Annotated in this window: 23 protein-coding genes and 3 pseudogenes; 10 read left to right on the top strand and 16 right to left on the bottom strand. The window is 28.9% G+C overall.

Annotated features, from left to right (window positions below):
- A partial coding sequence (locus FBE93_RS07825) for a cache domain-containing protein (RefSeq protein WP_347564057.1) occupies positions 1 to 930 on the bottom strand: 930 nt, incomplete at its 3' end.
- Positions 931 to 1,008: 78 nt separating this feature from the next.
- Here FBE93_RS07825 and FBE93_RS07820 point away from each other — a divergent pair.
- Positions 1,009 to 1,440 (top strand): MerR family transcriptional regulator, encoded by a 432-nt coding sequence (locus tag FBE93_RS07820; protein ID WP_002936848.1) that lies wholly within the window; start codon positions 1,009 to 1,011, stop codon positions 1,438 to 1,440.
- 7 nt (positions 1,441 to 1,447) lie between these two features.
- Here FBE93_RS07820 and FBE93_RS07815 read toward each other — a convergent pair whose 3' ends face one another.
- From FBE93_RS07815 to FBE93_RS07805, 3 genes are all read right to left on the bottom strand, one after another.
- Complete coding sequence (locus FBE93_RS07815; protein WP_004315572.1) at positions 1,448 to 1,771, bottom strand: metalloregulator ArsR/SmtB family transcription factor; 324 nt, start codon at positions 1,769 to 1,771, stop codon at positions 1,448 to 1,450.
- Positions 1,772 to 1,780: 9 nt separating this feature from the next.
- Positions 1,781 to 2,728 (bottom strand): organoarsenical efflux permease ArsP, encoded by a 948-nt coding sequence (gene arsP / locus FBE93_RS07810; protein ID WP_165434346.1) that lies wholly within the window; start codon positions 2,726 to 2,728, stop codon positions 1,781 to 1,783.
- A gap of 83 nt (positions 2,729 to 2,811) precedes the next feature.
- Positions 2,812 to 3,144 (bottom strand): helix-turn-helix domain-containing protein, encoded by a 333-nt coding sequence (locus tag FBE93_RS07805; RefSeq protein WP_002881079.1) that lies wholly within the window; start codon positions 3,142 to 3,144, stop codon positions 2,812 to 2,814.
- Between the two features lie 191 nt (positions 3,145 to 3,335).
- Between FBE93_RS07805 and FBE93_RS07800 the strand changes: the two genes are divergently transcribed.
- The 4 genes from FBE93_RS07800 to FBE93_RS07785 all read left to right on the top strand — a co-directional run bounded on the left by FBE93_RS07800 (position 3,336) and on the right by FBE93_RS07785 (position 6,657).
- Positions 3,336 to 3,971: an NAD(P)-dependent oxidoreductase gene (locus tag FBE93_RS07800; RefSeq protein ID WP_002881085.1), complete on the top strand. Its 636-nt coding sequence runs from the start codon at positions 3,336 to 3,338 to the stop codon at positions 3,969 to 3,971.
- Positions 3,972 to 4,146: 175 nt separating this feature from the next.
- A complete protein-coding gene (locus FBE93_RS07795) occupies positions 4,147 to 5,322 on the top strand; it encodes an MFS transporter (protein ID WP_002932581.1) in 1,176 nt (391 codons plus the stop codon).
- Positions 5,323 to 5,378: 56 nt separating this feature from the next.
- A complete protein-coding gene (locus FBE93_RS07790) occupies positions 5,379 to 5,798 on the top strand; it encodes a cupin domain-containing protein (protein ID WP_002932582.1) in 420 nt (139 codons plus the stop codon).
- 106 nt (positions 5,799 to 5,904) lie between these two features.
- Positions 5,905 to 6,657 (top strand): carboxymuconolactone decarboxylase family protein, encoded by a 753-nt coding sequence (locus FBE93_RS07785; protein WP_032598716.1) that lies wholly within the window; start codon positions 5,905 to 5,907, stop codon positions 6,655 to 6,657.
- A gap of 77 nt (positions 6,658 to 6,734) precedes the next feature.
- On the opposite strand, the pseudogene FBE93_RS07780 reads toward FBE93_RS07785, so the two are convergent.
- From FBE93_RS07780 to FBE93_RS07760, 6 genes and pseudogenes are all read right to left on the bottom strand, one after another.
- Positions 6,735 to 8,218: pseudogene (locus FBE93_RS07780) on the bottom strand (class I SAM-dependent DNA methyltransferase).
- The gene (locus FBE93_RS07775; RefSeq protein WP_002932590.1) at positions 8,219 to 9,289 is read right to left on the bottom strand and encodes a Fic family protein; all 1,071 of its coding nucleotides are present in this window, start codon (positions 9,287 to 9,289) and stop codon (positions 8,219 to 8,221) included.
- A 119-nt stretch (positions 9,290 to 9,408) separates the two neighbouring features.
- Positions 9,409 to 10,530: a restriction endonuclease subunit S gene (locus tag FBE93_RS07770; protein WP_347564056.1), complete on the bottom strand. Its 1,122-nt coding sequence runs from the start codon at positions 10,528 to 10,530 to the stop codon at positions 9,409 to 9,411.
- Between the two features lie 52 nt (positions 10,531 to 10,582).
- Positions 10,583 to 11,659 carry an HNH endonuclease family protein gene (locus tag FBE93_RS08385; protein WP_182579318.1) on the bottom strand — a complete coding sequence of 359 codons (1,077 nt, stop codon included), beginning with the start codon at positions 11,657 to 11,659 and terminating at the stop codon, positions 10,583 to 10,585.
- Positions 11,660 to 11,676: 17 nt separating this feature from the next.
- Complete coding sequence (locus FBE93_RS08380) at positions 11,677 to 12,249, bottom strand: DUF262 domain-containing protein (protein WP_171831921.1); 573 nt, start codon at positions 12,247 to 12,249, stop codon at positions 11,677 to 11,679.
- Between the two features lie 11 nt (positions 12,250 to 12,260).
- Positions 12,261 to 14,541: pseudogene (locus FBE93_RS07760) on the bottom strand (DEAD/DEAH box helicase family protein).
- A gap of 136 nt (positions 14,542 to 14,677) precedes the next feature.
- Here FBE93_RS07760 and FBE93_RS07755 point away from each other — a divergent pair.
- Positions 14,678 to 15,754, top strand: coding sequence for an NAD(P)-dependent alcohol dehydrogenase (locus tag FBE93_RS07755; RefSeq protein WP_002932593.1), 1,077 nt, complete (start codon positions 14,678 to 14,680; stop codon positions 15,752 to 15,754).
- A 1-nt stretch (position 15,755) separates the two neighbouring features.
- Here FBE93_RS07755 and FBE93_RS07750 read toward each other — a convergent pair.
- Positions 15,756 to 16,204, bottom strand: a pseudogene (locus FBE93_RS07750) (lipocalin family protein).
- Positions 16,197 to 16,538, bottom strand: coding sequence for a helix-turn-helix domain-containing protein (locus FBE93_RS07745; RefSeq protein ID WP_002932601.1), 342 nt, complete (start codon positions 16,536 to 16,538; stop codon positions 16,197 to 16,199). The pseudogene FBE93_RS07750 and the gene FBE93_RS07745 overlap by 8 nt, the downstream one beginning before the upstream one ends.
- Before the next feature lie 99 nt (positions 16,539 to 16,637).
- On the opposite strand from FBE93_RS07745, the gene FBE93_RS07740 reads away from it, so the two are divergent.
- Positions 16,638 to 17,216, top strand: a complete 579-nt coding sequence (locus tag FBE93_RS07740) for an NAD(P)H-dependent oxidoreductase (protein ID WP_002851227.1) — start codon at positions 16,638 to 16,640, stop codon at positions 17,214 to 17,216.
- A 32-nt stretch (positions 17,217 to 17,248) separates the two neighbouring features.
- Positions 17,249 to 18,145: a DMT family transporter gene (locus FBE93_RS07735; RefSeq protein ID WP_002921812.1), complete on the top strand. Its 897-nt coding sequence runs from the start codon at positions 17,249 to 17,251 to the stop codon at positions 18,143 to 18,145.
- Here the strand turns inward: FBE93_RS07735 and FBE93_RS07730 are convergent.
- The 4 genes from FBE93_RS07730 to tupA all read right to left on the bottom strand — a co-directional run bounded on the left by FBE93_RS07730 (position 18,142) and on the right by tupA (position 21,555).
- The gene (locus tag FBE93_RS07730) at positions 18,142 to 19,107 is read right to left on the bottom strand and encodes a biotin-dependent carboxyltransferase family protein (RefSeq protein ID WP_002932606.1); all 966 of its coding nucleotides are present in this window, start codon (positions 19,105 to 19,107) and stop codon (positions 18,142 to 18,144) included. The two genes, FBE93_RS07735 and FBE93_RS07730, sit on opposite strands and share 4 nt — an antisense overlap.
- Positions 19,088 to 19,828 carry a 5-oxoprolinase subunit PxpB gene (gene pxpB / locus FBE93_RS07725; protein WP_002932609.1) on the bottom strand — a complete coding sequence of 247 codons (741 nt, stop codon included), beginning with the start codon at positions 19,826 to 19,828 and terminating at the stop codon, positions 19,088 to 19,090. The genes FBE93_RS07730 and pxpB overlap by 20 nt, the downstream gene beginning before the upstream one ends.
- 9 nt (positions 19,829 to 19,837) lie before the next feature.
- Entirely contained in the window at positions 19,838 to 20,605 is a 768-nt protein-coding gene (locus tag FBE93_RS07720) for a LamB/YcsF family protein (protein ID WP_002932613.1), read from the bottom strand.
- Positions 20,606 to 20,745: 140 nt separating this feature from the next.
- A complete protein-coding gene (tupA, locus tag FBE93_RS07715) occupies positions 20,746 to 21,555 on the bottom strand; it encodes a tungstate ABC transporter substrate-binding protein TupA (protein WP_165434345.1) in 810 nt (269 codons plus the stop codon).
- 78 nt (positions 21,556 to 21,633) lie between these two features.
- Between tupA and tupB the strand changes: the two genes are divergently transcribed.
- A complete protein-coding gene (gene tupB, locus FBE93_RS07710; protein WP_002871132.1) occupies positions 21,634 to 22,320 on the top strand; it encodes a tungstate ABC transporter permease TupB in 687 nt (228 codons plus the stop codon).
- A 1-nt stretch (position 22,321) separates the two neighbouring features.
- Complete coding sequence (gene tupC / locus FBE93_RS07705; RefSeq protein WP_002932625.1) at positions 22,322 to 23,317, top strand: tungstate ABC transporter ATP-binding protein TupC; 996 nt, start codon at positions 22,322 to 22,324, stop codon at positions 23,315 to 23,317.
- Positions 23,318 to 23,328: the final 11 nt, after the last annotated feature.

Raw genomic sequence — 23,328 nt, 5'->3', positions numbered from 1 at the left:
ATAAAGGAGGATGACGCTAAATACTACCACAATAATGACAACAATGGCTTGAATAAATGCAGCTTTATGAATAGGTTTATTTATAATATCAGCGCTTTCGGTAATACAAGCTGTATAAGCAAAGACTTTAGTACAAGTTCCAAGTCTTTCTTTGCCGTCTAATCCATAAGTAAAAAAGTTATAGTCTCCATGTGTTTTATATGCATTTAGAACAGGAGAATGATCAATGGATGGATTTAATAATTCTTTATTGGTTGCTGCAAATATTTTATTTTTTTGATCAAATAAAAAAGTATTTCCAGGAGTTTTTGCAACTAAATTTTGCAAATCTTCTGATGGTATATCGACACCCAGTACTCCTATCATTTTGCCATCTTTATAAATAGCTTTAGAATACGTTATTACATATTGTTTTAAATTTGTATCTAAATATGCTGGTGTAACAAAAATATCATTTGTTTTTAAAGCTTCTTGATACCAATCTTTTGTCTTTATATCTAAATCATCACGTAATTCAGGCATTTTTGCATCATTAGATTTTTGACTAAGTAAAACTTTTCCATTGTTTAAACCTAAATAAACATTTAGTGCATTTATACTATGACGATAATATTTCAATATTGGACCAACATTGTTAATAATATTTTCTTCAGTGATTAAAGATTGATAAGGTAAGTTCGCGATATCTTTTTCTAAAGCTCTAGTAAAAGATTGATTTGTGGAACGGAAATCTTCAACGGTAGATTGTGTGACTTTAAGTAGATCAGTTTGATTTTTAAGAGCGCTTTCATGTAGTGAGGTTTTTGTAAAATAAAAACTTACAATACCTAGAACAATTAAGGCAAAAATTGCAATTAAATTTGCAATGAGAGAAAGTTTGATTTTAATACTATTCATTATTTTCCTTTTAATTTTTGTTATTTTTAGTATAAAACTAATAATTTGGCTATTATTTTATCACAAAAAAATAAAATAAATTTTTATTTTTATCTTAAATAAGGAGTAAATATGGCTTATACTATAAAAGAAGTAGAAAAAGAAACAAAAATTAGTGCTCATACTTTAAGATTTTGGGCTAAAAAGGGTTTGTTTCCTTTTGTTCAAAAAGATGAAAATAGTGTGAAATATTTTTCAAAAAGCGATATAGAATGGGCAAAATGGATAGAATGGCTTAGAATTTCAGGTATGCCAATAGAACAAATCAAACATTATATAAAACTTTGCTCTTTGGGTATAAAAACTGCCAAAGAGAGACAAGAGATGTTAAAGCAAACAAAGAAAAAATTACAAAACCAGATCAAAACATTAAAAGAAAGTGAAAAAGTTTTAAGCAAAAAGATAAAAATTTATGAAGAAATGCTTGCAAATGAAGTCGATGGATTTAATCCAGAAAGTAAGGACTATCAACCTTGTGATAAATTGCATAAGTTTAAGGGTTGATTTTATATTAAGGGCAAATTTGGGTAATAATATTTTCATTTTTTTTAATAGCATTTTTAAGCTCTAAATTTTTAATATTTTCAAAAAGATCTAAATGCAGTTTTAAAAGCTCATCATTAATCCCATAATACGCCCAAGTTCCTTGACGCCTTACATACAAAAAACCCGCATCTTTTAAAATTTTTAAATGTCTTGAAAGTCTTGATTGACCCATGTTTAAGAGCTCTTGTAGATCACAAACACAAAGTTCTTTGTATCTTAAAAGATGATACAAAATCAAAACCCTACTTTCATCATTGATCGCTGAAATAATGGTTAAAAATTTTTGCATTTTATTTCCTTAAATTAAATTAATAAAAATTCCAAAAGATATAGCCACGCCTAAAATAATCATAACAAATAAAAATAAAAATTTCATTTTAAACATTTGTTTGAGTAAAACAAGCTCAGGCAAAGAACATCCAGCACCAGCGATTAAAAAACTCATAATCACTCCTTGAGAAATTCCCATTTGTAAAAGTGCTAAGCCTATAGGAATAATAGTTTCTACTCTTAAATAAAGGAAAATTCCTAAAAAAGCCGCTAATACAATGCTTAAAATTTCATTGCCATTTAGATATTTTTGTAAAATTTCTTGAGGAATAAAACCATGAATAAAAGCACCGATAAAAACTGCCACAACGATATAAGGTAATAATTTTTTATAATTTTTCAAACTTTCTTTGAATAATTCTTTATAGTTTATCGTTATATTTTTAGACTTATCTTGAGTATTTGTACAGCATGATTTTTGTTTAAAAATAAAATTGCTAGGATTGTGAGCGCTTTGGGTAAAAATACTTGATTTTGTATTTTTAGGGGTATGTTTTAAAAAACTCTCTTCCTTAAATTTAGAAAAAACAAAAGAAATAATAAAGATCAAAAATATCAAAAAAACCACATAAGTCAAACTTAACTTTAAACCAAAAGTTACAAAAAGCATGGAAAAAATAATAGGATTAATAAGAGGTGAAGTAAAAAGATAAGCTAAAGCTACGCTAAGTTTTACTTTCGCTTCTAAAAAAGCTCTTAAAAGCGGTATGGTAGAACAGGAACAAAATGGCTCTAAAGCACCTAAAAATATAGCTTTAAAATAACTTGAAATTTTATCACCAGCAAGTTGTTTTTTAAAAATTCCTTCGTATTTTTGATTCATAATAGAAACTAAAAAAGAAATAGCTATAAAAAGTACAGAAAGCTCAGTAAATAGATATAAAAACTCTTTGAAAGTATTTAAAAAAGACTGCATTTTTTATCCTTATAAAAATATTTTCAAAAATATAACATATATAAATTAATATATCAATATATATTGATATATTAATTTATTTCTTAAACGATATTTTTATAGCTATTTCCCCAATTCTCAAGACTTTTTAAGATGGATTCTAAACTATTGCCTAAAGATGTAAGTGAGTACTCAACCTTTGGAGGAACTTCTGCATAAACTTTGCGTTTGATCAGTTTTGCTTCTTCTAATTCTCGTAAATTTTGTGTAAGGACATTTTGAGAGATGTTTTGATTTTTTGTAGATGAAATGCTTTTTCTCAACTCTCCAAATCTTTTAGTCCCTTGCAACAAATCTCGAATAATTAAAATTTTCCATTTATTTCCTATCAAATTAAGCGTAGTTTCAATAGGACAAAGAGAATGATATTTTTTCATTATAAATCCTTATTTTTTAAAATTATAACATATTTTTTAAAAAATTTATCTCATTAAAATACTAAAATAACACAATACTCCTAAAATAGATACTATATTATAAAATAATATCTACTTGATTTTTAGTAGTAAATATATTTATAATTTCAAGATTGCATTTTTTATGTAAAAATACTTAAAAAGGAGATATTATGAAAATAGCAATTTTATGTGCAAGTGGTAAAGTGGGCAAAGAAATCAGTAAAGAAGCTTTAAAAAGAAATTTAGAACCAGTATGTTTTGTACGCAATAGCTCTAAAATGAATGAATTTTTACCTCAAGCTAAAATAGTACAAAAAGATCTTTTTGAGCTTGATTCTAAAGATCTGATAGATTTTGATATTATTATCGATGCTTTTGGAGAATGGGAAAATTTAAGCTTACATAAAAAGCATATAGAATGCTTGAGTGTAATTTTGCAAGGAAGTAAGGCTAAATTATTTGTTGTAGGGGGTGCTGGAAGTTTGTATATGGATGAGAATCATACTACAAGACTTATGGATATGCCTGATTTTCCTAAAGAGTATTTGGATATAGCTAAAGCAAGTGCGGAAGTATTGGAATTTTTACGCAATGAAAAAGGTTTTAAATGGGTATATGTGAGCCCATCTGCTATTTTTTCACCAGATCTTCCAAAAACCAATCATTATAAAATCATAGGCGAAAAATTTGAAGTGAATGCCAACAATGAAAGTAAAATCAGCTATAGTGATTATGCTAGTGCTATGATAGACATAGTGCTTAATTCTTGCTATGAAAACACACGCATTGGGGTAATAAGCCTATAAATAAAGATTGCCTTATAATTTTAAGGCATCTTTTATTTCTTTTAAATGCTTATTTTGAAGTTTTAGATTTTTCTAAAGATTTTATTTAATATAGATAAATATTTTTATTTTAGGTTATTGACTTAGACCTACTCTCATCTTTTATACTTTTAAAAATATTAATTGAAAGGATAAAATGAAAAATTTAAATAAAGCTTCAAATGCTCAAATTATTCTAGTATTTTGTTTAGGGGTATTTGGGATTTTGAGCACAGAACTAGGGATGATGGGTATAATTCCTATTGTTTCTCAAAATTTCAGCGTAAGTATTTCAGATGCGGGTTGGTGTGTGAGTATTTTTGCACTTGTGATAACTTTTTGTGCCCCTATTGTCCCGCTACTTTGTACAAATTTCAATCCTAAAAAACTTATGCTTATTTGTTTAGCTGTGTTTATCTTAAGCTCGTTAACTTCTGCTTTTGTGAGTGAATTTTGGCAATTGCTTATTTTAAGAGCTATTCCTGCTTTTTTTCATCCTATTTATATAGCTCTTGCTCTAAGTATGGTTACAAATTTGGTCGAAGATAAGAAAGAAATTCCAAAAGCTACAGCTAAGATTTTTGCAGCAGTTAGTGCTGGAATGGTTTTGGGTGTACCTATGACTAGTTATTTTGGTGGAAATTTTAGTTTTAAAATGGCAATGTTATTTTTTGTATTTTTAAATACCTTATCTTTTATAGCAACTTTATTTTTTGTTCCTGATTTTAAAAAAGTAAATTCTGTAAAAATAAGCAAACAATTGCTTATCTTAAGATACCCGCTTTTATGGATTAGCATACTTTGTGTTATTTGTATAAATGCTGGAATTTGGGGTTTTTACTCTTATTTTTCTGATTTCTTGCATAGTGTAGGAAAGATGAATTTTACTTTAATTAGTATTGTATTGGCTATTTATGGTTTTTCAAATATTATAGGCAATTATATAGCCGGAAAGACCCTTGTTAAAAATGCAAATTTTACTTTGATTTTAACACCTTTAATCATGATAGGATTTTATATTTTAATTTTTAGTTTTTATAGTGAAATTATACTTATAATATTTGCCTTTATATTGGGAATTTTAGCAGGTGTGATGAATAACGGCACACATTTTATGATAAGTTATCCCTTTCCAAAGGCTGCTAATTTTAGCAATGGACTTTTTATAAGCGTGGCCAATATAGGATTAAGCACCGGAACTGCTATTTGTGGACTTGTGATTTCTTTGAGCGATACGCGTTATATTATCGTAAATACTATTGTTTTGTTGATTTTAGGAATTATCATGATTTTTGTAAGAAGTAGGATAGAAAAAATGAAATTAAGATTTTAAATTTTTATTGACTTAGAGTAGCTCTCATGTTTTATAATACTAAAAAAGGAGGTAAAATGCAAGAATTAGAAAAAGCAGGAATTCATGGAAGTTTTAAAGGCGATAGTAAATTTTTTAGCAAAAATGTAAAAGTTTCTATGATGTTTAAATCAAATAAGTGGAGAAATTTTAGCGGGGCTTTGGTTGAATTTGAAGCCAGTGCTAGAAGTGCATGGCATACTCATCCTCAAGGACAAACCTTAATCGTAACAGAGGGTGAAATCATCACAAAAGTTCCAGGTCAAAAAGCCTTTATAGCCAAAAAAGGCGATGTGATAAGCTGTCCTATAGGAGTAAAGCATTTTCATGGTGCAACTAATACAAGTAGTGGAGCACACATAGCACTTACAGGTGAGAAAGAAGGTAAAAATGTAGAATGGCTTGAGCTTGTAAGCGATGAAGAATATGAAAATGCCTTAAAAGAAGCAAGAGAGTAGAGAAATTTGTAAATAAAACACAAAATTTTTATAAAAACTTTTATGTTTTTGAAGTATTTTAAATGCTCTTTTTTCACAAACTTTAAAAATTACAAAGGATAAAACCATACAATTAAGACAAAAAGCAAGAGAAATTTTTGAAAAACTCTTAGGAGCAAAAAAGGATCAACTTTTTGCAAGTGATAAAGAGTATTTTATCAATCACATAAATTTTACTTTTGGCGAGAGTTTTGTAAAAGCAAATTTTAATACACAAAAATATTTTTTAATCACCCTTGCTTCTACTTTAGCAGTAGATGGAAAAATAGAGTTTAAAACTTTACTTCAAGGTGCAATCAAGAACGATATAAGTCCTATTGTCATCAAAGAAGTGATTTATCAAGCTACGCCTTATGTGGGTTTTGCTAGAGTATGTGATTTTTTAAGCCTTTGTAATAAAGTGTTTAAAAAACTAAATATCGCCTTAGTTTTAACCCCACAAGGCACCACTACACAAGAAAATCGCAAAATAAAAGGTAGGGAAATACAAAATGCTATTTTTGGTGAAGCTAATATCACTAAAATGATAGAATCTACCCCAGAAGATAAAGCTTTTATAAATGATTTTTTGAGTGCGAATTGTTTTGGAGATTATTATACACGCACAGGACTTGATCTAAAAACTAGGGAGCTTTTAACCCTTGTATATCTTATCTCACTTGGTGGGCTAGATAATCAAGTAAAAGCCCATATACAAGGTAATCTTAACATGGGGCAAAGTAGAAAAGATTTGCTAAATATCATTGCAGCTCTTATTCCATATATCGGTTATCCAAAAGCTTTAAATGCCCTAAATTTGCTTGATGATATTAAAAAGTAGAATGCAAGCAATAAATATTTATTGTAAATTGAGCTTAGAAGTTATTTGTAAATTAGTTTTTATCAAAAAACTTGCAATCATTTTAGTATGCTTTTAAGCTCATTTAGATATTCTTGTTGTGTTTTTAGATTTTCTTCTAAAGAATTTAAAATCTCTTCGCTAGTTCTTAGGATTTTTTCTTCTTTTACATTTGGATTTTTAGCACTTAGATCATAGTTTCTTTCTTCAAGCTCTTTTTTGCTAACAAGCCAAGAATTAGCAGTGGTTTTTCTTTCTTTGTAGCATTTTAGAAATTCTTTAAAATGTCCGTATTCTAAAGGCTTATTTTAGTAAGTTTATAAGGCGGTATAAGTTCGTAGTAATAAACTCCATCGCCTTCACAAATACATTTTTTACCTTTAGAGAAAAAAAGCACATTAGTCTTAACAGCACTATAAGGCAAAAATACCCCACTTGGCAAACTCAAAACGCATTCTAAATTAAAATCATCTAGTAAATCTTTTTTTACACTCACAAAGGCATTTGAATTTTGAAAAAGCACACCTTCAGGCACAATGATCGCACATCTTCCGTTGTTTTTTAAAGATTTTAAAATGTGCTGTAAAAATAAAAGTTCAGTAGCATTTGATTTTATAGGAAAATTTTCTTGAATTTGTTCTTTTTCTTTGCCACCAAAAGGTGGATTTGCAAGTATTACTTCGTATTTATCTTTTTCTGTTATATCTGTTATTTTTTTACTTAAAGTGTTTGTTTTTATGATATTTGGACTTGAAATTTCATGAAGTATCATATTCATAACGCCCATTGCATAGCTAAGCAGAGTTTTTTCTTTACCAAAAAGAGCATCATTTTTTAAAAATTCAAGCTCTTCTACGCTTAAATTTGCTTTTTTGCCTTTGGTTCTGTCTTTATATAAAATATGTAAAAAACTCTCAACTAAAAATCCACAACTACCACAAGAAGGATCATAAATTCTTTCTTTTGGTTTAGGATCTATTACTTCCACCATAGTCTTTATCAAAGGACGAGGGGTGTAAAATTCTCCACTATTTCCACCATCGCTACCCATATCTTTTAGAAGTTTTTCATAAACTTCACCTAAGGCAAATACTTCATCTTCTTTATTAAAACTAATCTCATCAATGATATTTATCACTTCTCTTAAAGTATGTCCATTTGCTATGCGATTGTCTATAAATTCAAAAATTCCACCGATTTTATACTCTATACTTTTAAAATCATCATTATTTTTAAAATTTTTAAGATAAGGAAAAAGCTCTTTATTTACAAATTCAAGCAAATCTGATCCACTTAAAGCATTTTTTACATCAAGTTTGCCATCTTTTTTAGGCGCTGCCCAAACACTCCAGCTAAATTTTTCTTGCAAAATGCTTTTATAATCTTTGCCATCTAAAAACGCTAAATCTTTTAAATTTGTCTCATAATCATCTAAAAATTTTAAAAAAAGTATCCAGCCAATCTGCTCTGTATAGTGCATAGCACCACTTATGCCATCATCTCTTCTTAGAATATCTGTGATTTTATCGATTTTATTTTGCATTTAAAAAATTCCTTTTCTAAAAAGTCTTAAAAGTTCTATATTAATATAATAATTACTTCTACCCATTTTAATACACTCTAATATTCCTAAATTTTCACAAATTTTAAGATATTTTGAAGCACTTTGTCTTGAAATGTCTAATTTTTTTATTAAAAAATCTATCTTTGTATAAGGATGAGAAAACAAAAGCTCCACAAAATCTTTACTATAAAAATTCGTTTTATTTTGTAAAATTTCACCTACATTAGACATCATTTTTTCTATCTTAATAATAGTTTCAATAGTTTTTACAGCGGTTTGCTCTATGCCTTTAAGTATGTATTCTATCCACTTTAAAATATCCCCTTCATCACGCACTTTTTGCAAAAGCTTATAATACTCATCTTTATTTTTTACTATGTAAGCACTAAGATATAAAATAGGAAAATCCAAAAGTCCTTTATATACTAAATAAAGTATATTTATAATCCTACCCGTTCTGCCATTGCCATCATAAAAAGGATGAATGCTTTCAAATTGATAATGTATAATTGCCATCTTTACTAAAAAATCAAATTCATCTAAACTATCATCGTTAATGTATAGTTCTAAATTTCTCATAAGTTCTTGTATATTATTAGGATTTTGGGGTGGTATGTGTTTTATTTCTCCTGTAATAGGATTTTTAAGCATAGTTCCACTTTGTTTTCTAAAACCTGCATTATTTCTTTCTAATCTTTTTTGAATTTCTAAAATATGTGCATTTCTTAATAACTGCTCTTTTTTTAATAACTCATATCCTTTTTTCAAAGCACTTTCATAATCTTTCACTTCTTTTGCTGCTCTTGTGAGTTTGTTTTCATCAACATCAGATAAAAAAAGTTCATCATGTGTTGTGATGATATTTTCTATCTCACTCGAATTTTTTGCTTCTTGTAAAATCAAAGCATTGATTAAAATACTTGGATTTGGTATGCTTTTACTAAGTCCATTTAACTCTGCTAATTTTCTAGAAGCTTTAATGATAAGACTATAAATATTTGCATTTAATTCTATATTTAAAGGCAATTTTTGAGGTATAAATTCTTTCATAATTTTCCAATATGTTAATTTTTTCTAAAAATTTTAACATTATAAAAAAATATGTTAAAAAAATCAAAAATTTTTAACATATCAAGCCAATGTGTTAAAATTTGGCAAATTTTTTAATATTATAATTCTCCCTTAAAAGCTTTATCAAGTAAGGATTGCTTAAGCTCTTCATAATCTTTTAGCTCTTTAGTGTAAAGTTCTTTTAAAGCCTTTGCCTTTTCAAAGACAAAATCTAAATGCTCTGCGATTTGCTCTTGCTCTTTGAGTGGTGGTAGGGGGATTTGTAGGGATTTAAATTTTGGTATAGTAAGTTGCGGAATACTAGAACCTTCACCTTTTGCTATAAAAAAATTCAAACAAAAATATAAATAATGTAAGCATAATATATTTTCACAAGGAATTAAAGAAATAAGCCTTACAATAGGAAAATAAGGTTCTTTTCTAATGCAAACAAAACCTATTGTTCCTCTAGCAGATATAGTTAAAGAAGGTTTTATAATGGTAGCTTTATCTGTATATCCAACTAAACCATTATTATTTACACCATTTGCATAAACAGGGATTTGATTTTTGGCAGTTTTACTTTCTGTGCAGTTTTTTGGCTTATCTCCACCCGCAGAAATATTTTCGCTAATCTCTTCTAGGCTTTTCCATTCCCAAGATTGTGGGAGTTGATAATTTTCTTTAGTATCATCGTTAAGTGGATTAAAAGCCTTTTGTAAAGCACTTTGCATAAGCTCATCAATATTTGCTAAATTTTCTTTTGCTTTTTTGATATTTTCATCAATCTTACTAAAAGCAAAATCCAAAATCCCCACTATCCTTTCTTGCTCTTTTATGTCTTTTGGATAAATAATTTCGAGTTTGGAAAATTCAGTCTTATTGAAAATAGCTAAAGTTGTTTGTGGTACTTTTGAAAATAATATAGACTGAAATTTAGAAGATATGCAATAATAATAATAAATATACTCGGAAATTATATTTTTGTGAGGAATAATTGCGTTTATTTGTTGGTTACAACTCCCAATAACTCTAGTTAGTGCTACTTTACCCAAAGAACCTATACAAACCACAAGAATTGTTTTAGGCGGAAGCTGTCTAGCTTTACCAAAACCCAGTTTTGATAGATTATCTCCAGCATTTTCTAAAAAATATCCTTGCTCGAAATCGCTTGGCTTAAAAAATGGATAATCTTTCCCATAAAACTCAACATTACTCTTACTAGGTGTTGAACCTGTAATGATTTCACCTATCTCGCTAAGCGTTTAACTTCCCAACCCTGCGGTAAATTTGTCATTTTATTTTCCATAGAGCCAAGGCTTGTTTAGCTAAAAAATTTTGATATTGATCAATACTTTTTGTGTCCCAAGTTTTAAAATTATCCGCTATATATCTTGGTAGTTTAAAGCTAGACTTGCTATATATAGAAATTTTTTCTTCGAATTTTTTATCTTTTAATTCTTGATTGTATTTTTTTTCTAATAAAATATAGTTTCCTAATTTATGAACTTTTTCGTTATTTAAAGATGATGGAAGTATATGCTCTATTGTTGCAATTTGTTCATCACATATGCCTCCAGATAAATGCCTTTCAATATTAACAAGTAAAAATTTGACTATTTTTGCATCATTTCCTGAGGTTGCTTTTTTAGAATATATAGAGAAAGATTTTTTAAAGTCATTATCATCAATATCAATTGATTTTAATGCATCTATAATTTCCTTGGTATTTTTATATTTGCTATGAAATATATTGCAAGCAATTTTATTATAGCTAGATTCCAATTTATTTGTTCTAGTTTTTGAAATAGAATATCTAATAGATAATATAGCACAAGCTTTTAAAATTTTTATAAAATCTTGATCATCTACTATTTTTTCTTTAGCAATTAGCAGTAATGGTAAAGATGATTTAAATCTTAATAACTCTAAAATATCAATATAATATTTTGCATCTTGTGCTGTAAAATCATTCCAAGAACTATGATTTGAATTTTGCAAAGCAAGATACAAAGAAGATAATTTATGAAGTTTAGATATAAAATTAAAAGCCTCTTCTGAAGTCTTAATATTTTTTTTAACTTCTTTAAAAAGTCTATTTTTTGTAACCAAATCTATTTGTGAATTTATAACACTTCTTAGAAAATCGGGTATTTTTTCTGTTGAAATTTTATTATTTATGTTTTCCCACATTAAATTAGCTTGATTTAAAATTTCTGGTTCATTTTTAAGTAAATTTAAAAAGTAATTTTTTAATAAATCAGCGGCTGTTAATTCTACTCCTCTAGCATTTAATGTTTGAAATAAAACATAAGCATCTAATTCATTTTGAACTATAATCACAATAAACTTTAATTGTTCTCCTATCATCTCCACATATTCTGCAATTATTTTCCCATCTTCTTCTTGAAATTTTTCTTTAATTTTTTTTGAAAAAAATTAAATGCTTTATATAATAAATAATTAGAATTATCCTCATCTGCTAGAGTTGGTTTATCTGGAATATTCTGATTAATAATATAGTGAGTAAAAAAATTATTATTAGTATTATTTAAAGTAAGTTTTGGAACTATTTTTAATGTAGTAGAACTTTCATAACCTAAATATTTTTTATTAAAAATTTCTTTCCTTTTTTCATTATCTGTTTTATCTTTATCTTTTTTGACCAAATTATCTATATAAAATATTATAGCGGACATAAAAATACTTAAGGTAGTTAATCTTTGTTGCCCATCAATTATATCTATATTTTTGGCATCTTTAGTCTCTTGCAATACTATAGAACCCATAAAATGTGGATAGTTTGATTTTTCTAAATCTTCAATATCACACCATAAATCTTCCCATTGATCTTCACTCCAAGAATAATTTCTTTGATATTTTGGAACACTATAAGTTCTATCTTTACCAAATAAATCATTAAGAGTTAAAGTCTCTGTATTTAAAAAACTATTACTCATTTTCTCTCCTTTCAGTTTAAATAAATCTCCCTTTGTAAATCATCAAAACTTTGTTTTAGAATTTCTAAGCTACCAAATTCATCAGCCAATTCTCTTACATTACCTAAAGAACTAAGCTCTATAAGTGGTTTTAAACCATCATCAAAATCTTTTATGCCGTATTCTTGATATCTATTTAGTAAAAATTCTATAAATTTTATAGCTTTTTCTTTTTGAAAGCGTTTCAAAAACTCACCATTTTCTACTTGTAAAACACGCTCTTGCCTTGTTTTTATCTCGGCATTAAAGCTTAAATGCGCTAAAACATCGTATATATCACAATCTTTTTGAAAAATTTCTCTTAGATCTTTTAAAGCATCTTCATCAACTCCATCATTTGCAAGGGCTTTTAAAAATCTTTCTCTATTTTTTTGATCACTCCAAATTTCACGCAATTTTGCTTCATCATCATAATACTCACCAAACTTTCCTATCAAAAATTCTAAAAATTCTTTAGTGCTAAGTGGCTTACCTTGTGCTCCTACATAAGTAGTTGTGATATCTAAAACCTTAAGTTTTGTGCCTTTTAAGTGTATGGTTACGCTCTTTTTTTCTTTGCTTTCTTCTTTTGTTTGTTTTATATGCTCTTTAGTGATTTTTTCTTTTTCATCTTGCTCTTTTAATTCTTCTATTTTTTCACCATCCCATTTTGGATCATAAAAAAGTTTAGTCGCACCGACAAAATCAAGTATAGTAAAAAAGTCTTTACCTTCATAAACCCTAGTGCCACGCCCGATGATTTGCTTAAATTCCACCATAGAACCTATATTTGCTAGCAATACTATATTTCGCACATTTTTTGCATCCACTCCAGTTGTGAGCATTTTAGAGCTAGTAAGTATGACAGGATAGCTTTTATCATTATCTTGAAACAATTTTAGATAATCAAGCCCTATTTTACCTTCATCACTCGTAACTCTTACACAATAATCATCTCTTTTAACGCTTTTATATTTATCTATAGCTCTTTTTACTTCATTTGCATGAGCTTGATTTGCACAAAAAATTATGGTTTTATCCATAGGATTTATAAGCTCTAAAATTTTCTTAGTGATAAAGTCATTATAGTTTGGTAAAAAGATATTTCTTTCAAATTCACTTTGTTTATAAAAGCCTTTTTCAAGCTCACCTTGTATTAAATCATCAGGATTATAGGTATAACCATCACTCAAATTGTTTTTATGAATTTGACTTTATAAGGGGTTAAAAATCCATCTTCAATACCACTTTTAAGACTATAATCATAAACACTTTCACCAAAATACTCATAAGTGTCTATATTTTCTTCTTTTTTTGGAGTAGCGGTTAAACCAAGCTGAGTCGCATAAGAAAAATACTCAAGTACAGCTCTCCAGCTTCCTTCTTCGTTTGCTCCACCTCTGTGGCACTCATCTATGATGATAAGATCAAAAAAATCTTTTGGGTATTGAAGATAAAATTTGCTCTCTTGTTCTTTTGAATTTGCAGCTAAGCTTTGATAAATTCCAAAGAAAATATTTGCATTTGTTATGATTTTTCCATCTTTTTCTTTATTTCTTCAGCACTAATTGCCTTACAATCACTTTCTATAGGATTAAATTCTCCTAAGGCTTGATCTCTTAAGCTCACTCTATCACATAAAAATAGTATTTTAGGCTTTTGATCTTTGTTTTCTTTATTCCATCTTGCCTCTAACAAACGATAGCACAAATTAAAAGCTATGGTTGTTTTTCCTGTACCTGTAGCAAGAGTGAGTAAAATTCTATTTTTGTTATTTATAATAGCTTCTATGACTTTATCTATTGCTATTTTTTGATAATATCTTAATTCTTTTTGCGGTATATACATTGACTTTTGTGTTAAAAGTCTATATTGCCATTCTTTTAAATTACCAAAAATTCTATCAAAAAGTTCTTTAGGACTTGGAAATTTATCTATGTATTCACCACTATGACTTCTCATATCGTATTCATAAATTTTTTCTCCATTGCTACTATATACAAAAGGCACATTTAAAATTTTTGCATATTCTATGCCTTGAGATAAACCATCTAAAGGATCTTTACTAAATTTTTTAGCTTCTATTATAGCAAGGTTGTTTCCTTCATATCTAAGCAAATAATCTGCAAATTTTCTTTGTGCTCTTTTACCACCTAAAAGCTTTCTACCATCTGTAAAATAATAATTTCTTTTTATATTTTCTTCATTCCAAGAACTATCATAAAGCTTTGCATCTATAAATTTTACTCTAGTATCATCTTCTGAATACAAAATTTTGCATTTTTACCCCAAAGTGAAATTAAATTTTATAATTATAGCATTTATACTAATTTTTAAAAAATTATTTTCACTCTTGACTTATAGCTACTCTAATGTTTTATAATTATAAAAAATCAAAAAAGGAGCAAAAATGCAATACAAAATTTTAGAAAACAATCGCATCGCAAGTAAAGGCTATGCAATGCTTAGCAAGGATGCGAAATTCACACCTTTTGAATTTAGCCGCCATGCTATTGGCGATAATGATATTTTGATTAAAATCCTATATGCAGGTATTTGTCATAGCGATATTCACACTGCAAGAAGCGAGTGGGGAGAGGCTACTTATCCTTGTGTGCCTGGGCATGAGATAGCAGGAGAAGTGATTGCTGTGGGTAAAAATGTGAGTAAATTTAAAGTAGGAGATTACGCAGGGGTTGGTTGTATGGTAAATTCATGCGGAGAATGCGATGCTTGTAAACGCTCACAAGAGCAGTTTTGCGAAAATGGCAAAACCATCTTTACTTACAATAGTTGCGATGTATTTCACGGCAATGAAAACACTTATGGAGGCTATTCAAACAACATAGTTGTAAGTGAAAAATTTGCCATTTGTGTGCCAAAAAATGCACCTATGCATAAGGTTGCGCCTTTGCTTTGTGCAGGAATTACTACTTACTCGCCTTTAAAATTTTCTAAGATAAAAGAAGGCTCAAGCGTTGCTATAGCAGGATTTGGCGGACTTGGTATGATGGCTGTAAAATACGCTGTTAAAATGGGTGCAAAGGTTAGCGTTTTTGCTAGAAATGAAAACAAAAAAGCCGATGCTTTGGCTATGGGTGTAAGCTCATTTTACACAAGCACTGATAAAAACGCCATAAAAGAACGCTTTGATTTAATCATCTCAACCATTCCAACGCCTTATAATCCTGCTATTTATTTGGATTTGCTTAAATTTGGTGGCGAAATGGCTATAGTTGGCTTACCTCCTGTGGAAGATAAAGTAAATATAGGCATAAACGAGCTTGTACATAAGGCAGGTAAAAAGGTTTATGGCTCGCTAATTGGCGGTATTGCTGAAACTCAAGAAATGCTTGATTTTTCTTTAAAACATGGAATTTATCCAGAAACCGAGCTTATCACACCACAAGAAATCGATAAAGCTTATGAAAATCTAACCTCAGGAAAGGCTAAATTTCGCTATGTCATTGATATGACAAAAGAATAATTTAATACTTATCAAAAACCACATCGCTAATGTCAAATCCTCTTTGCTTAGCGATGTTTAAAAGCTCTTTTATACTTTTTTCATCTATTATATTTCTTGCTAAAATCCAAAGGTATTTTTTATCAGGGCTACCCACAATGGCAACTTTATACTCGCTATCAACAAAAATAATTTCATAATTTACTTTATTAAACAGGTTCATAAAGATGTTAAATCTCACTGCTAATTGCCTATTTGAAACGATTTTTGCCTTGCCTTTTATACTTGAAATTTCATTTTCTTTACTGCAAAAATTCTCAATTTCTACATAAGCAACGCCATTTTTATATTTAAGCTCGTATTTTGCCTTTGAATTTAGCAAGATTTTTGAAAAAAGGCTGGTTTTCTAGCCATTTCAAGCCATTCTCCCATATAATTTTGCAAAGAAAGTTCGCCAATTAATTCAAGCATTTTTTCCCTTTTTGTCTTTCTCGCCCCATTTGCACATAGCTTGTAAAATAGGAATTAAACTTTGTCCGCGTTTGGATAAGCTATATTCTACCTTGGGTGGAATTTGAGCGTATTCTTTTCTGATGATTAAACCATCGTTTTCTAGTTCTCTTAAGGTATTGGTTAAAGTTTTAAAAGATATGGAGCTTAAAAAGCGTTTGAGTTCATTATAACGCACGATTTCATAGCGAAATAAGCAGTATAAAATACTCATTTTATATTTTCCATTAATTAATGCTAGAGTATAGTTAAATCCGCATTCTTCGAAATTGCACTGAGAATTCTCTTTAGTCATTTAACATTCCTTTAGTATAGTATCTTACTTTATTTTCTGTATTGAAAATGATATTATGCTAAGTTATAATTGTATCATAAAATTTAAAAAAGGATAAAAATGAAAAATATACTCTTGCTTAATGGCGCTAAAGAATTTGGAAATTCAAAAGGACAGCTTAATTTAACATTGCATAATCATGCTTTAGAAATTTTAAAAACATTAGGATACGAAGTAGATCAAACTCACATAGATCAAGGATATGATCCTAAAGAAGAGATACAAAAATTTATAAAAGCTGATGCTGTGATCTATCAAATGCCAGCTTGGTGGATGGGCGAGCCTTGGATAGTTAAAAAATATATCGATGAAGTGTTTGGTTTGGGTGCTGGAGTACTTTTTAAAAATGATGGAAGAACTCATGAAAATCCTAGTAAAAACTACGGAAAAGGTGGTTTAGATCATGGTAAAAAATACATGTTTTCTCTCACTTGGAATGCACCTCTTGAAGCCTTTAATGATAAAAATGAATTTTTTGAAGGAAAGGGTGTAGATATGGTGTATTGGCATTTGCATAAGGCTCATGAATTTATAGGTATGAAAGCTTTACCAACTTTTATGTGTAATGATGTGGTAAAAAATCCTCAAGTGGAAAAATATCTAAACGAGTATGAACTACACTTGAAAAAAATTTTTTAAAAAATTTGACTTAAAAATTTCAAGGTGTAACATTGACTCGAACAAAGTATTTGTATATCTTGCTTGTTTTAGCTATGTTTTTATGGGGCTCATCTTGGCCTACTTCTAAGATTTTATCAGCTTATGCTGATACTTCTGTGATTACTTTTTGGCGTTTTTTCTTTGTTTTACTAGGTTCTTTGATGGTATTAGGCTTTTTAAGAATTCCTTTAAGGCTTGAAAAATCTATTTTAAAATGGGTGCTGATAGCAGGAATTTTAAATGGGCTTTATACTTTTGTATTTTTTATTGCCATTAAGCATGGTTTAGCTGGAAAAGGCGGTGTTTTGGTTACAACTATGATTCCTATTTTTTCTTATTTGATATTTATGATAGCGATATTATTTCAAAAAGATAAAAAATCAACTCACAAGATCACAAAGAGTGAAATTCTAGGCTTATTTTTAGGTTTATTATCTGGATTTTGTTTGTTAAATTTAGGGAGTTTAGAAGATTTATTTGGCAAATTTAATATTTTATTTTTAACTTGTTCTTTTATTTGGGCTTTGATAGCAGTGTTTAATCATAAAGCCAAAGGAGCTCACCCTTTGGCGATTAACTTTTATATTAATCTCATTTCTGTTTTAATGTTTTCTTGGGTATTGTTTGATGTAAAAAGTTATGAAATTTTTCATTTTGAATTTAAATTTTGGATCAGTATGTTTGTCGTGGCTTTTTTATCAACTATTATAGGTACTAGTATTTATTATTATGGGATTCACATTTTAGGGAGTGTTAAGGCAAATTCTTTTGTTTTAATCACTCCTGCTAGTGCTTTAATTTGTAGTTATTTTATACTAGATGAGGTGCCAAATGCACTTACCTTGTTAGGTTGTGCCTTGGCTATAGGTGCTATATATTTTATCAATATTTATGGTAAAAAAGCTTAAATCAAATTTTCAAAATCAAGATTGATTTTTTGATCCATGGCTTTAAATTTTATTTCTCTTTGTTTATAAAGCTCTAAAGCTTCTTGCATGCTAATGCTTTGAAATTTAAAGCTAGAGCCTAGCTTAGCTTGTGCGAGTAAGCTTAGATCATTTTCTATAACCGTAGCTATTTTTGTATAGCCTCCTGTGCTTTGTCTTCCTGCCATTAAAATAATAGGAATACCACTTTTTGGCACTTGTATGCTTCCAAAAACCGCAGGATCTGAGATGATATCTGCTGAGTTTTTATGCTCTATACTTTCACTAGATTCTGCGTAAATTGCCATTCTATCGCTTTTTGAACCTACTTTATAAGTAGTATTTAAAAAAGTATCTATGCCTTTTTGAGTAAAAACATCTTCATTTGTTCCTAAAATAACGCGTATAATAGGCTCTTTAGGACTTTTAAAAAGAGGATTTTCACATTCTCTAGCTTCTAAATTAAAAGGTATAAAAGTATTATGAGTATTTAAAATATCATCTTTTTGCAAAGCTCTTCCTTCAAAAATTCCAACTCCCATTTTAGCATCGCTGGATTTAGAGTTTAAAAAACTTTTTACTTCAAAGCCACCCGCTACGCATAAATACCCACGAAAACCTATTTTTGCTAAACCAAGCTCTAAAATATCGCCTTTATTTGCTTTATACACCTTGTAAGTTTTGATTTTTTGATTATTAAGCTTTGCCTCAAATTCAGCCCCACTTAAAACAAAATAATTCTCATCTAAAAATTCGTATTTTCCACCTTTTAAACAAAGCTCAATTCCTGCTTCATCTTGTTTGTTTCCAAGTAAGATATTTGCCATTCTTAAAGCATCTTCATCCATAGCTCCACTTCTTGCTATGCCAAATTTAGCAAATTTTTTTCTACCAAAGTCTTGCAAACTTGAATTTATAGATGCTTCAATGATTTTTATACTCATAAATTTCCTTTTGATAGACTTTTTTAGCAACTTGCTCTTGGATATCGAAAAATTCATCTTTTGAAATGGCTTTAAATTTTAAAAACATACCCGCTTTTAAAAGAGTGGGATTTTTTTCATCTTCTTTATCAAAAAATTCCAAAGGTGTTCTAGCAATGATTTGCCAACCCCCTGGGCTTGATATAGGATAAACTCCTGTTTGCTTATCAGCTATGCCTACACTTCCAGCTTCTATTTTTGCTCTAGGGCTTGAAAGGCGTGGGGTAAAAAGCCTTTCATCTAAACCTCCAAGATAAGGAAAACCTGCCATAAAACCTAGCATAAAAACAAGATAATAAGGCTTAGTGTGAAGAGATATAAGCTCTTCTTTTGAAATTTGATTGTGTTTGCACACAAATTCTAAATCCAGTCCAAATTCTTCATCATAACAAAGTGGAACTTCTATACAAAGACTTGAGTTTTGTTCTGTAAGTTTAATATCCTTTTTAATTTTTTCTAAAAAATCAAGCAAAGAATTTAAAGAAAGTATACAAGGATTAAAATATATAAGCAAGCTTGCATAAGCACTTACCAACTCATCAATCCCATAAATTTCACCTTCTTTTAGGGCTTTTTGCATCCTTTGTTCTGTGCTTAAAACATAGGCATTGATTTGAGGTGAAATTTCTTGCTTAAAACGCAAAAGCAAAGCTTTACTTCCACTAAAATGCACACTAAACATTGCTAAAACCTATATAAAATTTTCCAAAGCACAAATTTGAATTTGTTCTTTTTCTAAATTTTCTTTGATTTTTTTAACAAATTCTAAAGCTTTTACATTATCCCCATGAACACAAATGCTATCCGCTTTTAAATCAATTTCTTTGCCATTTATGCTTGTAACTTTGCTTTCTTTTATCATTTTTATCACGCGTTTGATGACTAAATTTTCATCGTGTATTAACGCTCCTTCTAATTTTCTTGAAACTAAAGTGCCATCATCATTATAAGCACGATCTGCAAAAACTTCATTAGCATATCTTAAACCTTTTTTCTTAGCCGCTTCATTCATAGCAGAATTACTAAGCCCTAGAAAAATAATATTTTCATCAAAACTTGCCACTGCCTCACAAAGTGCTAAGGCTAAATTTTCATCAAGAGCAGCCATATTATAAAGTGCACCATGGGCTTTAAAATGCTGTATTTTCATACCTTTTGCCTTAGCAAAGCCAAATAAAGCTCCTAGTTGATACAAGGCATAGTTTTTAGCCTCTTCAAAGCTTATTTGCATATTGCGTCTTCCAAAACCCAAAAGATCAGGATAAGATGGGTGTGCTCCTATGCAAACACCATTTTGCTTGGCTAAATTTAAGGTTTTATCCATCACACAAGGATCACCCGCATGAAAGCCACAAGCGACATTTACTGAGCTTACAAATTTTAAAATTTCTTCATCCATTCCCAATTTATAGGCGCCAAAACTTTCCCCTAAATCACTATTTAAATCCACTTTGAACATTATTTGACCTTGTATATTTAATTATTAATTTTATTATATCTAAAGAAGAAATTTAAATAAGCTAAAAGTTTTGAAAAATAAATAAAAAAGTTACAATAAGTAAAAATGATATTTTAAGCAGGTTAAAACCTGCTTAATTTTTAGTCTTTTCTTGTTTTTGCATCAATTACAAATAAAGGTTTATCAAGAAGTTTAAAATCAGCAATGAAATTTAAAGTCTTATCGCTTGTTACCCATTTGATAAATTTGCTAGCTTCTGTATAATTTACATTTTTACAATGCTTAGGATTTGTTGCTATAACAGAATAAAAATTTTTAAGGCTATCATCGCCTTCATTTACGATTACTAAGTTTGGCTTGCTTTTTTCATTGGCTTCGTATTTGATATAAGTGCCACGATCGGTTAAAATCACAGCTTTTTTTTCTTCAGCGATTTTAATGCTTGCTAGCATACCTTGTCCGCTTTGTTGATACCAGCTTTGTTTTTCAGGCACACCTCCAAGATTTTTCCAAAGGCTTTTTTCTTTATTATCGGTGCCTGATTTATCGCCTCTTGAGATGAAAGTGAGTTTTTCATTTTTGATAAGTTCTAAGCTTTCTTTTAAATTTTTACCTTTAAATTTAGAAGCTAAAGATTTATCTGCGATGATGATAAAATCATTATACATCACAGGAGTTCTATCTATACCAAAACCTTTTTTTATAAATTCTTTTTCAGCTTTTGGAGAATGCACAAAAAGCACATCAGCGTTGCAATCTTCACCCATTTTTAAAGCCGCACCTGTTCCTACCGCAACCCATTTTAAGGTATTGCCACTTTCTTTTTCATAAAGAGGCTTTAGAGCATCTAAAAGTCCTGTATTGTCAGTGCTTGTTGTGGTTGCCATTTTAAGCTCTGCTGCACTTGCACTTAAAGCTAAAGCAAGGGCTAAAGAAATGATTTTTTTCATTTTTTCTCCTTATAAATTTACATAAAAAAATATTTTAGCATAATTATGCTAAAATTACTTATTTTAAAAAGGATATTTTTGGATTATATTTTTGATGGTTTTAAACAGGCTTTGTTTTTACTTTTCAATGCTGATGAAAGCGTAATTTCGGCTATAAAAACTACACTTTTAAGCTCAAGTATTTCTATAGTTTTAGCTTTGCTTATAGGTTTTCCTTTAGGATTTATCTTAGGCTTTTTTGATTTTAAATTCAAACGCTTTATAAAACTTATCATAGATACTAGCCTCTCTTTTCCGACAGTTGCAGTAGGACTTATACTTTATGCACTGATTTCAAGTCGAGGACCTTTGGGAGAATTTGGACTACTTTTTACTATAAAGGCTTTAATTTTAGGGCAGTTTATCTTAGCACTTCCTATAGTGATCGCACTTTTTTCAAATTTGATAGAAAATATGAATAAAAAACATTTTTTACTTATAAAATCTTTTCACCTAAGTCCTTTAAAACTTGTTTTAATGATGATTTATGAATTACGCTTTGCTTTGATTAGTGTCGTTGCACTAGCTTATGGACGCATTGTAGCAGAAGTAGGAGTAGCGATGATAGTAGGTGGAAATATCAAATACGACACTAGAACCATAACTACAGCTATTTCACTTGAAACCAACAAAGGCGAATTTGCTAGTGGTATAGCTTTGGCTTTGGTTTTAATCCTCATTGCCTTTTGTTTAAATTTCATCACACACAAACTCAAAAGAACATAAAATGATAGAAATTTCTAATCTTTTTTTCAACTATCAAAACAAAGAAGTTTTAAAAATCAAAAATTTAAAACTTGATACAAGTAAAATTAGTATCTTAATGGGGGTAAATGGAAGTGGAAAATCTACATTTTTAAGAATATTAAAATTTTTAGAAGGAGATTTTTCAAAAAATATTTCTTATTTTGGAAATTTCAAACCTAATAATAAACAAAAGCGTGAAATTTATTTGCTTTTTCCAGAACCTATTTTGTTAAATCGTAGTGTAAGGGCAAATTTTTTATTTACCTTAAAAACTTATGGGATTAAAGAAGACATTGAAGAGCGCATAAAAGAAAGTTTAATGCGTTTAAATTTAGATGAAAGTCTTTTAAGTAAATATCCTAATGAACTTTCATCAGGACAAAGTCAAAAAATAGCTTTTGCTATAGCTTTAAGCGTAAGAGCGAAGTATTATTTACTTGATGAACCGAGTGCTTTTTTGGATAAAAATACTACGTTTTTATTTAAAAAAGCTATTCTTAAAATGCATGAAAATTTCAATACAGGTTTTTTAATCGCAAGTCATGATAAACATTTTTTAGATTCTTTAGCACAAAAAAAGCTTTATTTACACAGTGGAGAAATTTTAGAATTTGAAAATACTAATGTTTTTGAACTAGAAAATCAAGGTGTGAAATTTTGTAATTTTATAGATTTTAGTAATTGTAAAAAATATAAAGATTTTAAAAAACCTCCAAGTAAAATTGCTATTGATCCTTATAAAATTTCTTTTTTTAATTCTAAAAATATCCCAAAAAATAATTATGAGTTTATTTTAGAAAAATGTTATATTATAGCACTTAGAAGCAGGAAAAGTGATGTTTTTATAAGGGTAAGTTGTATGGATAAAATTTTAGAATTTGCCTTAGAAAAACAAGAATTTTTAAAATTCGATTTAAAATTATACGAAGAACTCAGTCTTTATTTTTATGAAGATGCAATATGTTTCTTAAATTAACATACATTATA

The organism is Campylobacter sp. CFSAN093229 (assembly GCF_011068225.1).
Classification (GTDB): domain Bacteria; phylum Campylobacterota; class Campylobacteria; order Campylobacterales; family Campylobacteraceae; genus Campylobacter_D; species Campylobacter_D jejuni.
Note: the sequence above shows the minus strand (reverse complement) of the source record. Positions and strands in the feature narration are given on the sequence as shown.

Bases quoted from the DNA above. Each gene is read 5' to 3' on its own strand.
- FBE93_RS07730 (WP_002932606.1), bottom strand. From the start codon at position 19,107: ATGAGTATAAAAATCATTGAAGCATCTATAAATTCAAGTTTGCAAGAC.
- FBE93_RS07740 (WP_002851227.1), top strand. From the start codon at position 16,638: ATGAAAAATATACTCTTGCTTAATGGCGCTAAAGAATTTGGAAATTCA.
- tupA (WP_165434345.1), bottom strand. From the start codon at position 21,555: ATGAAAAAAATCATTTCTTTAGCCCTTGCTTTAGCTTTAAGTGCAAGT.
- FBE93_RS07815 (WP_004315572.1), bottom strand. From the start codon at position 1,771: ATGCAAAAATTTTTAACCATTATTTCAGCGATCAATGATGAAAGTAGG.
- FBE93_RS07805 (WP_002881079.1), bottom strand. From the start codon at position 3,144: ATGAAAAAATATCATTCTCTTTGTCCTATTGAAACTACGCTTAATTTG.
- FBE93_RS07775 (WP_002932590.1), bottom strand. From the start codon at position 9,289: ATGAAAGAATTTATACCTCAAAAATTGCCTTTAAATATAGAATTAAAT.
- tupC (WP_002932625.1), top strand. From the start codon at position 22,322: ATGATAGAAATTTCTAATCTTTTTTTCAACTATCAAAACAAAGAAGTT.
- FBE93_RS07745 (WP_002932601.1), bottom strand. From the start codon at position 16,538: ATGACTAAAGAGAATTCTCAGTGCAATTTCGAAGAATGCGGATTTAAC.
- FBE93_RS07720 (WP_002932613.1), bottom strand. From the start codon at position 20,605: ATGTTCAAAGTGGATTTAAATAGTGATTTAGGGGAAAGTTTTGGCGCC.
- FBE93_RS07795 (WP_002932581.1), top strand. From the start codon at position 4,147: ATGAAAAATTTAAATAAAGCTTCAAATGCTCAAATTATTCTAGTATTT.
- FBE93_RS07790 (WP_002932582.1), top strand. From the start codon at position 5,379: ATGCAAGAATTAGAAAAAGCAGGAATTCATGGAAGTTTTAAAGGCGAT.
- arsP (WP_165434346.1), bottom strand. From the start codon at position 2,728: ATGCAGTCTTTTTTAAATACTTTCAAAGAGTTTTTATATCTATTTACT.
- pxpB (WP_002932609.1), bottom strand. From the start codon at position 19,828: ATGTTTAGTGTGCATTTTAGTGGAAGTAAAGCTTTGCTTTTGCGTTTT.
- FBE93_RS07820 (WP_002936848.1), top strand. From the start codon at position 1,009: ATGGCTTATACTATAAAAGAAGTAGAAAAAGAAACAAAAATTAGTGCT.
- FBE93_RS08385 (WP_182579318.1), bottom strand. From the start codon at position 11,659: ATGATAGGAGAACAATTAAAGTTTATTGTGATTATAGTTCAAAATGAA.
- FBE93_RS07755 (WP_002932593.1), top strand. From the start codon at position 14,678: ATGCAATACAAAATTTTAGAAAACAATCGCATCGCAAGTAAAGGCTAT.
- FBE93_RS08380 (WP_171831921.1), bottom strand. From the start codon at position 12,249: ATGAGTAATAGTTTTTTAAATACAGAGACTTTAACTCTTAATGATTTA.
- FBE93_RS07800 (WP_002881085.1), top strand. From the start codon at position 3,336: ATGAAAATAGCAATTTTATGTGCAAGTGGTAAAGTGGGCAAAGAAATC.